The sequence below is a fragment of the Streptomyces sp. NPDC050732 genome, from assembly GCF_040654255.1.
In the GTDB taxonomy this organism is placed as follows: domain Bacteria; phylum Actinomycetota; class Actinomycetes; order Streptomycetales; family Streptomycetaceae; genus Streptomyces.
The window spans coordinates 53,084-65,736 of the sequence record NZ_JBFAHP010000019.1 but is presented as its reverse complement, the minus strand read 5'-3'; the positions used below and the strand labels follow the sequence as shown (position 1 = coordinate 65,736).

9 protein-coding genes and 1 pseudogene are annotated in these 12,653 nt (G+C 71.3%); 8 read left to right on the top strand and 2 right to left on the bottom strand.

All coding sequences use genetic code 11. The features are described from left to right. Positions 1–303: 303 nt before the first annotated feature. Both AB0H82_RS19000 and AB0H82_RS18995 read left to right on the top strand, forming a co-directional pair. The gene (locus AB0H82_RS19000; protein ID WP_362994119.1) at positions 304–1,749 is read left to right on the top strand and encodes an aldehyde dehydrogenase family protein; all 1,446 of its coding nucleotides are present in this window, start codon (positions 304–306) and stop codon (positions 1,747–1,749) included. Between the two features lie 211 nt (positions 1,750–1,960). Beyond that, positions 1,961–3,904, top strand: coding sequence for an acyl-CoA dehydrogenase family protein (locus AB0H82_RS18995; RefSeq protein ID WP_362994117.1), 1,944 nt, complete (start codon positions 1,961–1,963; stop codon positions 3,902–3,904). Between the two features lie 9 nt (positions 3,905–3,913). Here the strand turns inward: AB0H82_RS18995 and AB0H82_RS18990 are convergent. Next, positions 3,914–4,069: pseudogene (locus AB0H82_RS18990) on the bottom strand (alpha/beta hydrolase fold domain-containing protein); the annotation flags it as partial. A 128-nt stretch (positions 4,070–4,197) separates the two neighbouring features. Between AB0H82_RS18990 and dxr the strand changes: the two are divergent. The 6 genes from dxr (at position 4,198) to AB0H82_RS18960 (ending at position 11,679) form a co-directional block, all read left to right on the top strand. Continuing rightward, positions 4,198–5,466 carry a 1-deoxy-D-xylulose-5-phosphate reductoisomerase gene (gene dxr, locus AB0H82_RS18985; protein WP_362994115.1) on the top strand — a complete coding sequence of 423 codons (1,269 nt, stop codon included), beginning with the start codon at positions 4,198–4,200 and terminating at the stop codon, positions 5,464–5,466. Next, positions 5,463–6,764 carry a site-2 protease family protein gene (locus AB0H82_RS18980; RefSeq protein ID WP_362994113.1) on the top strand — a complete coding sequence of 434 codons (1,302 nt, stop codon included), beginning with the start codon at positions 5,463–5,465 and terminating at the stop codon, positions 6,762–6,764. Before dxr ends, AB0H82_RS18980 begins: the two co-directional genes overlap by 4 nt. Positions 6,765–6,979: 215 nt before the next feature. Then, positions 6,980–8,137 (top strand): flavodoxin-dependent (E)-4-hydroxy-3-methylbut-2-enyl-diphosphate synthase, encoded by a 1,158-nt coding sequence (gene ispG / locus AB0H82_RS18975; RefSeq protein WP_362994111.1) that lies wholly within the window; start codon positions 6,980–6,982, stop codon positions 8,135–8,137. Between the two features lie 350 nt (positions 8,138–8,487). Further along, positions 8,488–9,336 (top strand): GNAT family N-acetyltransferase, encoded by an 849-nt coding sequence (locus AB0H82_RS18970; protein WP_362994109.1) that lies wholly within the window; start codon positions 8,488–8,490, stop codon positions 9,334–9,336. A gap of 29 nt (positions 9,337–9,365) precedes the next feature. Next, positions 9,366–9,908 carry a GNAT family N-acetyltransferase gene (locus AB0H82_RS18965; RefSeq protein WP_362994107.1) on the top strand — a complete coding sequence of 181 codons (543 nt, stop codon included), beginning with the start codon at positions 9,366–9,368 and terminating at the stop codon, positions 9,906–9,908. Positions 9,909–9,984: 76 nt separating this feature from the next. After that, the gene (locus AB0H82_RS18960) at positions 9,985–11,679 is read left to right on the top strand and encodes a proline--tRNA ligase (RefSeq protein WP_362994105.1); all 1,695 of its coding nucleotides are present in this window, start codon (positions 9,985–9,987) and stop codon (positions 11,677–11,679) included. 60 nt (positions 11,680–11,739) lie between these two features. Here the strand turns inward: AB0H82_RS18960 and AB0H82_RS18955 are convergent, their stop codons facing one another. Next, positions 11,740–12,648, bottom strand: a complete 909-nt coding sequence (locus AB0H82_RS18955) for an aminoglycoside phosphotransferase family protein (RefSeq protein ID WP_362994103.1) — start codon at positions 12,646–12,648, stop codon at positions 11,740–11,742. Between the last annotated feature and the right edge of the window lie 5 nt (positions 12,649–12,653).

The window sequence follows — 12,653 nt, the reverse complement described above, 5'->3', positions numbered from 1 at the left end:
GAGGGACGCTCCCCAGGGGCGCGGGGAACTGCGCGACCAGCCACGACGCACCCGCACGCGGCGCTCCCAGCGGGCGGGGCACGTGGCAGGGCGATGCGCCGAGGGCAAGGGACGCTATCCAGGGGCGCGGGGAACTGCGCGACCAGCCACGATGTGCCCGCGGACGAGAGGCGACACCCCGTACAAACCGGTGCGGGCCCCCCGGCCAGTACTCCGCGTCGGACAAACGTCAGCGCCTTCCCCTGCCCCTACGGTGAGGGACGTACCCCCAGACACACCACCGCGGAAGGGCCGGGAATCGACATGACTTCCATCCACGCCTTCTGGCTCGCCGGTCGCCAGACCACCGGCGAGACCACCCTCGACGTCACCTCGCCCTGGGACGGACGGCTCGTCGGCAAGGCCGCCGTCCCGACCGACGCCCAGGTCGAGGAGGCCGTCGCCGCCGCGTACGCCGTGCGCGACGAGTTCGCCGCGACCCCGGCCCACGTCCGCGCCGCCGCCCTCGACCACGTGAGCCGCCGGCTCGTCGAGCGCACCGAGGAGATCGCCCAGCTGATCTCCGCCGAGAACGGCAAGCCCATCAAGTGGGCCCGCGGCGAGGTCGGCCGCGCGGTCTCCGTCTTCCGGTTCGCCGCCGAGGAGGCCCGCCGCTTCAACGGCGGCGAGGCCCAGCGCCTGGACACCGACGCAGGCGGCCAGGGCCGCCTCGCCCTGACCCGCCGCTTCCCCAAGGGCGTCGTCCTCGGCATCGCACCGTTCAACTTCCCGCTGAACCTCTGCGCGCACAAGATCGCCCCGGCCATCGCCGTCGGCGCGCCGATCATCCTCAAGCCGGCCCCGGCCACCCCGCTCTCCGGCCTGATCCTCGGCGAGCTGCTCGCCGAGACCGAGCTGCCCGCGGGCTCCTGGTCCGTGCTGCCGGTCGCCAACGACAAGATGCCCGCCCTCGTCCAGGACGAGCGGATGCCGGTGATCTCCTTCACCGGCTCCGACAAGGTCGGCTACGCGATCATGGACTCGGTGCCGCGCAAGCACTGCACCCTGGAGCTCGGCGGCAACGGCGCGGCCGTCGTCCTCGCCGACTACTCCTCCGACGAGGACCTCGACTGGGCCGCCTCGCGCATCGCGACGTTCTCCAACTACCAGGGCGGCCAGTCCTGCATCTCCGTGCAGCGGGTCATCGCGGACGCGTCCGTGTACGACCGTCTGGTGCCGCGCGTGCTCAAGGCCGTCGAGGCCCAGGTCACCGGCGACCCGTCCGACCCGGCCACCGAGGTCGGCCCGCTGGTCAACGAGGACGCCGCCAAGCGCGTGGAGTCCTGGGTCGACGAGGCGGCGAAGGCGGGCGCCAAGGTGCTCACCGGCGGCCAGCGCGACGGCGCCACCTACGCCCCGACCGTGCTCGCCGACGTACCGGCCGACGTGACGATCGCCTGCGAGGAGGTCTTCGGCCCGGTCCTCACGCTCCGGAAGGTGAACGGCGAGGAGGAGGCGTTCGCCGCCGTCAACGACTCCAAGTACGGCCTCCAGGCGGGCGTCTTCACGCACGACCTGCAGACCGCGTTCCGCGCCCACCGCGCCCTGGAGGTCGGCGGCGTCGTCATCGGCGACGCCCCGTCCTACCGCGCCGACCAGATGCCGTACGGCGGCGTCAAGCAGTCCGGCGTGGGCCGTGAGGGCGTCCGCTTCGCGATGGACGACTACACGTACGAGCGCGTCATGGTCCTGACGGGCCTCGCCCTGTAGGACCACGTCCCGCGAAGACGACGGCCGGAGCCCACTGTGCGGGGGCTCCGGCCGTCGTCGTACGCGACGGTATGCGCCGAACGACGCGCGAGGACTGGTGGGGTCGGGGTGAATCGGGTACCAACGATCCAGTAGCACCAGTCAGTAACCGACCGGGCACGGTCGGGCCGAGCGGCCCGGCGGCCCCACTTCGCGGCGAGGTGAGCTCCTCATGTCCGCACCAACCCCCAAACCGTCAGTGAGTGAACGCGAGGCCCGGCAGGTCGCCGAGGCCGCCCGTGAGCAGGACTGGCGCAAGCCCAGTTTCGCCAAGGAACTCTTCCTCGGCCGCTTCCGGCTCGATCTGATCCACCCGCATCCGATGCCGCCCGACGAGGACGCGCAGCGCGGCGAGGAATTCCTGGCCAAGCTGCGCGACTTCTGCGAGACGAAGATCGACTCGGCCCGCATCGAGCGCGAGGCGAAGATCCCCGACGAGGTGCTCAACGGCCTCAAGGAGCTCGGCGCGCTCGGCATGAAGATCGACACGAAGTACGGCGGGCTCGGCCTCACGCAGGTCTACTACAACAAGGCCCTGGCCCTGGCAGGCTCCGCCAACCCCGCGATCGGCGCGCTGCTCTCCGCGCACCAGTCGATCGGCGTGCCGCAGCCCCTGAAGATCTTCGGCACGCAGGAGCAGAAGGACGCCTTCCTGCCGCGGTGCGCCCGCACCGACATCACCGCGTTCCTGCTCACCGAGCCGGACGTCGGCTCCGACCCGGCGCGCCTCGCCACCCTGGCGGTGCCCGACGGCGACGACTACATCCTCGACGGCGTGAAGCTGTGGACCACCAACGGCGTCGTCGCCGACCTGCTGGTCGTCATGGCGCGGGTGCCGAAGTCGGAGGGCCACAAGGGCGGCATCACGGCGTTCGTCGTCGAGGCCGCGTCCGAGGGCGTCACCGTCGAGAACCGCAACGCGTTCATGGGCCTGCGCGGCCTGGAGAACGGCGTGACCCGCTTCCACCAGGTCCGCGTCCCGGCCGCCAACCGCATCGGCCAGGAGGGCGCGGGCCTGAAGATCGCCCTCACCACCCTCAACACCGGCAGGCTCTCGCTGCCCGCGATGTGCGTCGGCGCGGGGAAGTGGTGCCTGAAGATCGCCCGCGAGTGGTCGGCCGCGCGGGAGCAGTGGGGCAAGCCCGTGGCGTTCCACGAGGCGGTCGGCGCGAAGATCTCCTTCATCGCCGCGACGACCTTCGCCCTCGAAGCCGTCCTCGACCTCTCCTCGCAGATGGCCGACGAGGACCGCAACGACATCCGCATCGAGGCCGCCCTCGCCAAGCTGTACGGCTCCGAGATGGCCTGGCTGATGGCCGACGAGCTCGTCCAGATCCGCGGCGGCCGCGGCTTCGAGACCGCCGAGTCCCTCGCGGCCCGCGGCGAACGCGCCGTCCCGGCCGAGCAGGTCCTGCGCGACCTGCGCATCAACCGCATCTTCGAGGGCTCCACCGAGATCATGCACCTGCTGATCGCCCGCGAGGCCGTCGACGCCCACCTGAAGGTCGCGGGCGACCTCATCGACCCCGACAAGACCCTGTCGGACAAGGCGAGGGCGGGCGCGCGGGCGGGCGGCTTCTACGCCCGCTGGCTGCCGAAGCTGGTCACAGGACCCGGTCAGCTCCCGCGCTCGTACGCCGAGTTCCACCCGACGGGCCACGCCGACCTCTCCGGCCACCTGCGCTACGTCGAGCGCGGCGCCCGCAAGCTGGCCCGCTCCACCTTCTACGCCATGTCCCGCTGGCAGGGGAAGATGGAGACCAAGCAGGGCTTCCTCGGGCGTGTCGTCGACATCGGGGCCGAGCTCTTCGCGATGAGCGCGGCCTGCGTGCGCGCCGAGCTCCTGCGCACCACCGAGGAGCACGGCCGCGAGGCGTACCAACTGGCCGACGTCTTCTGCCGGCAGGCCCGCATCAGGACCGACGAACTCTTCGACCGGCTGTGGACCAACACCGACGACGTGGACCGCAAGGTGGTCAAGGGCGTCCTCTCGGGGACGTACACCTGGCTGGAATCCGGCGTGGTCGACCCGTCCGGCGACGGGCCGTGGATCGCGGACACCAAGCTGCCGGACACCCCCCGGCCGGACGTCCGGAGGGTGATCAAGGAGGGGTGACGGCACGGCGCGGGCCCGCAACGTCAGCGCGGCCGCGAGGTTCCCGCCGCCGCTGTGCCCGCCGACCGTGATCCGCGCCGGGCCGACGCCGCGTTCCGCCGCGTGTCCGGCCGCCCACTCCAGTACGGCGTACGCGTCGTCGAGGGCGGCCGGAAAGCGGTGCTCTCCGTCGCACATCCCGCCCCCGCACGCGCACCGGTCGGCGCCCGACGAGCGGCGACCGGCCGCGCCACATCCGCGCCAACCGGGCACGCCCTGTCGGTCGGGGAGCGGGTTGCGGACACAATAGGGGGATGAGCGACAGCCCATCCCCCCTCGCCGACCCGCATCTCGTCTTCGACCCCGTCTCCAGCGCGGACGGGGCAGGACCGCGGGACATCGTGATCCTCGGCTCCACGGGCTCGATCGGCACCCAGGCCATCGACCTCGTCCTGCGCAACCCCGACCGCTTCCGCGTCACGGCGCTCTCCGCCGCCGGCGGCCGTGTCGGCCTCCTCGCCGAACAGGCCCGCCAGCTGCGGGTGCGGACCGTCGCGGTCGCCCGCGAGGACGCCGTACCGGCGCTGCGCGAAGCCCTCCGGGGGCAGTACGAAGGGGGGGAGCCGCTCCCCGAGATCCTGGCCGGACCCGACGCGGCCACCCAGCTCGCCGCCTCCGACTGCCACACGGTGCTCAACGGCATCACCGGCTCCATCGGCCTCGCCCCGACGCTCGCCGCCCTCGAAGCGGGCCGCACCCTGGCGCTCGCCAACAAGGAATCCCTCATCGTCGGCGGCCCCCTGGTGAAGGCGATCGCCAAGCCCGGCCAGATCATCCCGGTCGACTCCGAGCACGCGGCCCTCTTCCAGGCGCTGGCCGCGGGCACGCGCGCGGACGTACGCAAACTGGTCGTCACCGCCTCCGGAGGCCCCTTCCGGGGACGTACGAAGGCCGACCTCGCGCACGTCACCCCCGAGGACGCGCTGGCGCACCCCACCTGGGCCATGGGCCCGGTCATCACGGTCAACTCCGCGACGCTGGTCAACAAGGGCCTTGAGGTCATCGAGGCGCACCTCCTCTACGACATCCCCTTCGACCGCATCGAGGTCGTCGTCCACCCCCAGTCGTACGTGCACTCCATGGTGGAGTTCACCGACGGTTCGACCCTCGCCCAGGCCACCCCGCCCGACATGCGCGGCCCGATCGCCATCGGCATCGGCTGGCCCGAACGAGTGCCGGACGCGGCGCCCGCCTTCGACTGGACCAAGGCGTCGAGCTGGGAGTTCTTCCCCCTCGACGACGACGCTTTCCCGTCGGTCGGCCTCGCCCGGCACGTCGGGGAGCTCGCGGGCACGGCCCCGGCGGTGTTCAATGCCGCCAACGAGGAGTGCGTGGACGCGTTCCTGAAGGGCGCGCTGCCCTTCAACGGCATCATGGAGACCGTGACGAGGGTCGTGGACGAACACGGCACGCCCTCGGGGGGAACCTCCCTCACCGTCTCCGACGTCCTCGAAGCGGAGACCTGGGCGCGTGCTCGGGCACGCGAACTGGCAGCAAAGACGACCGCGGAGGCTCGTGCATGACGACCTTGATGATGATCCTCGGGATAGTCGTCTTCGTGATCGGGCTGCTCTTCTCGATCGCCTGGCACGAGCTGGGGCACCTGTCGACCGCCAAGATGTTCGGCATCCGCGTGCCGCAGTACATGGTCGGCTTCGGCCCGACCCTGTTCTCGCGCAAGAAGGGCGACACCGAGTACGGCATCAAGGCCATCCCCCTCGGCGGCTACATCCGCATGATCGGCATGTTCCCGCCGGGCGCCGACGGCCGCATAGAGGCACGGTCGACGTCCCCCTGGCGCGGCATGATCGAGGACGCCCGCTCGGCGGCCTTCGAGGAGCTCAAGCCCGGCGACGAGACCCGGCTCTTCTACACGCGCAAGCCCTGGAAGCGCGTGATCGTGATGTTCGCCGGGCCGTTCATGAACCTGATCCTCGCCGTGGCGATCTTCCTCGGCGTGATGATGACGTTCGGCATCAGCAGCCAGACGACCCAGGTCGGCAAGGTCTCCGACTGCGTCATCCAGCAGAGCGAGAACCGCGCCAAGTGCGAGAAGGGCGACAAGGCAGCGCCCGCGAAGGCGGCGGGACTGAAGCCGGGCGACAAGATCGTCGCGTTCCAGAACCAGCCCGTCGACGAATGGTCCGCGCTCCAGTCGAAGATCCGCGAGACCATCGGCCCGGCCACCATCACGGTCGAGCGCGACGGCAAGCGGATCGACCTGCACGCGAACCTGATCAAGAACCAGGTCACCAAGACCGACGGCGACGGTGCCTACGTGGAGGGCAAGTACGTCTACGCGGGCTTCCTCGGCTTCACCCCCGCCAGCGGCATCGTGCAGCAGTCCTTCGGCGACTCCGTCGACCGCATGGGCGACATGATGGAGAACGGCGTCGAGTCGATCATCGCCCTGCCGTCCAAGGTCCCCGACCTGTGGAACGCGGCGTTCAGCGACGGCGAGCGCAAGCAGGACTCCCCGATGGGCGTGGTCGGCGCGGCCCGGGTGGGCGGCGACGTGTTCACCCTGGACATCCCGCCGGAGAACCAGATCGCGATGATGCTGTTCCTCATCGCGGGCTTCAACCTCTCGCTCTTCCTGTTCAACATGCTGCCGCTGCTCCCGCTCGACGGCGGGCACATCGCGGGCGCCCTGTGGGAATCCCTGCGCCGCAACGCGGCGAAGGTCCTGCGCCGCCCCGACCCGGGCCCCTTCGACGTCGCCAAGCTGATGCCAGTCGCCTACGTGGTGGCGGGGATCTTCATCTGCTTCACGATCCTGGTCCTCATCGCCGACGTGGTGAACCCCGTGAGAATCTCCTGACAATTTCCTGCCGAATTCACTGATTACGAGAAGTTTGCGGCGGCCCGGCACCCAATGTGTCGGGCCGCCCACCATTGAGTGGACTTCCGGACGGGATGTGCCCGGGCCCGGGAGGGTGCCGTAATCTCGAAGCCCGGAGCCCGTCGATGCCGGGCCCCGGACTCACACCTTGTGATCCACGCCTTGTGATCCACACCCTTGGGGATGCTCGCCAGATGACTGCCGTATCGCTCGGAATCCCGTCCGTTCCGACCAAGCTCGCCGACCGAAGGGTCAGCCGGAAGATCCAGGTCGGCACGGTGGCCGTGGGCGGCGACGCCCCGGTCTCGGTGCAGTCCATGACGACGACGCGTACCTCGGACATCGGCGCCACGCTGCAGCAGATCGCCGAGCTGACGGCCTCCGGCTGCCAGATCGTGCGCGTCGCCTGCCCCACGCAGGACGACGCGGACGCGCTCGCCACGATCGCCCGTAAGTCGCAGATCCCGGTGATCGCCGACATCCACTTCCAGCCGAAGTACGTCTTCGCGGCGATCGACGCCGGCTGCGCGGCGGTCCGCGTCAACCCGGGCAACATCAAGCAGTTCGACGACAAGGTCAAGGAGATCGCGCGGGCCGCCAAGGACGCGGGCACGCCGATCCGCATCGGCGTCAACGCGGGCTCGCTGGATGCCCGCCTGCTGAAGAAGTACGGCAAGGCGACCCCCGAGGCCCTCGTCGAGTCGGCCCTCTGGGAGGCGTCCCTCTTCGAGGAGCACGACTTCCGCGACATCAAGATCTCGGTCAAGCACAACGACCCGGTGGTCATGGTCAACGCCTACCGTCAGCTCGCCGCCCAGTGCGACTACCCCCTCCACCTCGGTGTGACCGAGGCCGGCCCCGCCTTCCAGGGCACCATCAAGTCGGCGGTCGCCTTCGGCGCGCTGCTGTCGGAGGGCATCGGCGACACGATCCGGGTGTCGCTGTCCGCGCCCCCCGCCGAGGAGATCAAGGTCGGCATCCAGATCCTCGAATCCCTCAACCTCCGCCAGCGCCGCCTGGAGATCGTCTCCTGCCCGTCCTGCGGCCGCGCCCAGGTCGACGTCTACAAGCTCGCCGAAGAGGTCACCGCGGGCCTGGAGGGCATGGAGGTCCCGCTCCGCGTCGCCGTCATGGGCTGCGTCGTGAACGGCCCGGGCGAGGCCCGAGAGGCCGACCTCGGCGTCGCCTCCGGCAACGGCAAGGGCCAGATCTTCGTCAAGGGCGAGGTCATCAAGACCGTCCCCGAGTCGAAGATCGTGGAGACCCTCATCGACGAGGCGATGAAGATCGCCGAGCAGATGGAAAAGGACGGGGTGGCCTCCGGCGAGCCGACAGTGGCCGTCGCAGGCTGACCCACGCCTCTCCGCCCCTCCCGGGCGCAGGCTGACCTGCGCCCCTCCTCCCCGGTGCCCCGCCGCTCCCTGAGCGCGGGGCACACACGTACGCCCCCTCACGCCCCGCACCGGCAAGGCGCGCTTCCCCCCCCGCCCGGGGCCACCCGAGAGCCGACCCCGCCGCGAAGCGGCGAGGAGACTCTCGTGCCCCGGGGGCACCCCGCAGCGCACCGGCACCAAGCCCCCCGCCCCCGGGGCAACCCCCCGACCAGCAGCAAAGCCCAACGGGCAAAAGGCACCCCCCGCACAAGGCGCCCCCGCCAGGTACAGTGCGGAGATCAGTAGACCGTATGGTGAGGCCCCCGCACGTGTTGACTCAGACCACTACCCGGGTCCTCGAACCGAGTGACCTCGACGCCGCGCTCGCCGTGCTCGACCGCGAGCCGGTCGCGAACGCCTTCGTGACCGCTCGCGTCCAGGTGGCGGGTCTCGATCCCTGGCGTCTCGGCGGCGAGATGTGGGGCTGGTACGAGCACGGCATGCTGGAGTCCCTCTGCTATGCGGGGGCCAATCTCGTCCCCATCTGCGCGACCCCCCGAGCCGTACGGGGCTTCGCCGACCGGGCCCGCAGGGCGGGCCGGCGCTGTTCGTCCATCGTCGGCCCCGCCGCCTCCACGGCCCAGCTGTGGCGGCTCCTGGAGCCGTCCTGGGGCCCCGCCCGCGAGGTCCGCGCCCAGCAGCCCCTGATGGTCACCGACCGGCTCCCGGACGACGTCGTCCCCGATCCGTACGTCCGTCGTGTCCGGAAGGACGAGATGGACACGATCATGCCGGCGTGCATCGCCATGTTCACCGAGGAGGTCGGGGTGTCGCCGATGGCGGGCGACGGCGGTCTCCTCTATCAGGCCCGGGTCGCCGAACTGGTCGGCTCGGGCCGTTCGTTCGCCCGTCTCGACCGGGACGGCAAGGTCGTCTTCAAGGCGGAGATCGGCGCCGCCACGGCGAAGGCCTGCCAGATCCAGGGCGTGTGGGTGGCCCCCGAGTACCGGGGCCGCGGCCTGGCCGCCCCCGGCATGGCGGCCGTCCTGCGCTACGCCCTCGCGGACGTCGCCCCCGTCGCCAGCCTCTACGTCAACGACTTCAACACCGCGGCCAGGTCGGCCTACCGCAGGGTGGGTTTCCGGGAGGTCGGGGCGTTCATGAGCGTCCTGTTCTGAACGCGAGCCTCGCGAAGTAGGGTCGCCCCATGACAGACGATGTCGTGATCGCTCCCATCGACCTCGCCGCGCGCGTGGACGACGCGCTGAGCGTCCAGGCCCACGCCTTCGGACTGAGCGAGGACGAGGTGGCCGTGCGGCGCCAGATCGTCCTGCGGCACCTCACGTACCCCCGCGCCCGCGCGTTCGGCGCGACCACCTCCGACGACCGGCTCGTCGGCTTCGTCTACGGCATGCCGAACAGCCGCGGCCACTGGTGGTCGACGGTCGTCGAGCCGTATCTGCGCAGCCAGGACCTGGACGACTGGCTGGACGACTCCTTCGTCATCACCGAGCTGCACGTGCACCCCGGCCACCAGAACCGCGGCATCGGGCGCGCGCTCATCACCACCATCACCGAGGGCGTCCCGGAGCCGCGTTCGATCCTCTCCGCGATCGATGTCGAGAGCCCCGCCCGCGGGCTGTACCGCTCCCTCGGTTACACCGATCTGGCCCGCCGCGTCCTGTTCCCCAGCGCCCCCAAGCCGTACGCCGTGATGGGCGCCCCGCTGCCCCTGCCGAAACGGGTCTGAGCCGTAACCGATTTCCGCCCGCCCCCGGCCCCCGGCTAACCTCCTGCACACCACCCTTACGCAGCAGGAGTTCACCATGGCCCAGGTCCAGCGCATGTCCCGTTTGATGGCGAAGACCCTGCGCGACGACCCCGCGGACGCCGAGGTGCTGAGCCACAAACTCCTCGTCCGCGCCGGTTACGTGCGCCGCACCGCCGCAGGCGTCTGGTCCTGGCTGCCGCTGGGCAAGAAGGTCCTCGCCAACGTCGAGCGCGTCGTCCGCGAGGAGATGGACGCCATGGGCGGCCAGGAGGTCTCCCTGCCCGCCCTGCTGCCCAAGGAGCCGTACGAGGCGACGGGCCGCTGGACGGAGTACGGCGCGGAGCTGTTCCGGCTCAACGACCGCAAGGGCGGCGACTACCTCCTCGGCCCCACCCACGAGGAGATCTTCACCCTCCTGGTCAAGGACCAGTGCACGTCCTACAAGGACCTGCCCGTGATCCTCTACCAGATCCAGACCAAGTACCGCGACGAGGCCCGCCCCCGCGCCGGCATCCTGCGCGGCCGCGAGTTCCTGATGAAGGACTCGTACTCCTTCGACCTGGAGGACGAGGGCCTCGCCCAGTCGTACGCGCTGCACCGCGCCGCGTACCAGAAGATCTTCCAGCGCCTCGGCCTGGACTACCGCATCTGCGCCGCCACCGCCGGCGCCATGGGCGGCTCGAAGTCCGAGGAGTTCCTCGCCCCGGCCGCGGCCGGCGAGGACACCTTCGCCGACTGCCCGAACTGCGACTACGCAGCCAACACGGAGGCCGTCTCCTTCGCCCTGCAGCCGGTCGACGCGGCCGGCGTGCCCGCCGCCGAGGAGATCCCCACCCCCGACACCCCGACCATCGAGACGCTCGCCGCGCACCTCGGCGTCCCGGCCTCCGCGACTCTCAAGAACCTCCTCGTGAAGGTCGACGGCGAGATCGTCGCCGTCGGCGTCCCCGGCGACCGCGAGGTCGACATGGACAAGGTCGAGGCCCACTTCGCCCCCGCCGCGGTGGAGCTCGTGACGGCGGAGGACTTCGAGGAGCGGAACGATCTCGTACGCGGGTACGTCGGCCCGCAGGGTCTGGACAAGGTCCAGTACATCGCCGACCCGCGCGTCGCCCCCGGCACCGCCTGGATCACCGGCGCCAACAAGGACGGCGTGCACGCGAAGAACGTCGTCGCGGGCCGCGACTTCGAGGTCGACGCGTATGTCGACGTCGTGGTCGTCCAGGAGGGCGACCCGTGCCCGAAGTGCGGCACCGGCCTCAAGCTGGACCGCGCCATCGAGATCGGCCACATCTTCCAGCTCGGCCGGAAGTACGCCGACGCCTTCCAGCTCGACGTGCTCGGCCAGAACGGCAAGCCGGTCCGCGTGACCATGGGCTCGTACGGCATCGGCGTCTCGCGCGCCGTCGCCGCCCTCGCCGAGCAGCACGCGGACGACAAGGGTCTGATCTGGCCGGAGGAGATCGCCCCGGCCGACGTCCACGTCGTCGCCGCGGGCAAGGCGCTCCAGACCGAGCTGGCCCTGGAGGTCTCCGACAAGCTGGCCGCGGCCGGTGTCCGCGTCCTCGTCGACGACCGGCCGGGCGTCTCGCCGGGCGTGAAGTTCACCGACTCCGAGCTGATGGGCGTGCCGAAGATCCTGGTCGCGGGCCGCCGCTCCGCCGACGGTGTCCTGGAGCTGAAGGACCGCCGCACCGGCGAGCGCGAGGAGCTCACGGTCGACGAGGCGATCGCCCGCCTCACCGCCTGACGGCACCCGCACACACGAGAGAGGGCGCACCCCGCACGGGGTGCGCCCTCTCTCGTACCGCTACAGCCAGCCCGCGAACTCCAGCAGCAGCTCCGCGTCCTGCGGCCGCCCCACCCGCAGCGCCCGGACCCCGGACTCCACCGCCCGGAACAGCGTCCAGCCCCGCAGCCGCTCCTGGTCGACCTCCAGGGACTCGGCGAGCTTCTTCACGCGCCGCCGCGTGATGGACGCGCCCGACGGCGAGGCGATCAGATCCTCCACCCGGTCACGGACCAGGCGCGCGAGGTCGAAGGCGGGGTCGCCGACCACCGGGTCGGGCCCCACCGCCAGCCACGGCAGCCGGTCCCCGGCGAGCACCTTGCTCTGCCGGAACGTGCCGTGCAGCAGCCGCGGCGCGACGCCCCCGGACTCCCCGGCGAGCAGCTCGTCGCGGGCCGCGAGCGCCGCGTCGACCAGCGGCGCCACGTCCGTGTCGGCGGTCGCGGAGGCGCGCATCGCGTCGGCCTGCCGCCCCGTCCGCTCGGCGACCGTCTCGAAGCGGTGCCCGGTGGGCGGCTCCACCCACAGCCGGCGCAGCGTCCCCGCGGCCTCAAGCAGCGCCTTGGCCTCGGGCAGCGACCGCACGGACACGTCGCGGTGCAGCCGCTCCAGGAGCAGCGCCCCGTCCGAGAACTCCGGGTCGAGCAGCCGCGCGGCGCCGAGTCCGCCCCAGTGGGCGAGCGCGGCCCGCTCGCTCTCCGGCCGCGACCGCGGCGGCACGAGCTTCAGCACGGCGGGCGTGCCGTCGGCCCGCCGCACCAGCAGCACGAGGCTGCTGCGGCCACCGGGAAGGTGCGTCCGCTCGACGGTCAACTCGCGTAGAGCGACGGACTGTTCCACTGCCCCGGGCAGCTTCTCCAGCCAGTCGTCGCCGTCCTGCGCCGTCTCGCCGAGTGCTGTGACGAGGCGCTGCGGCGGTTCGAAAGCCATGCGCG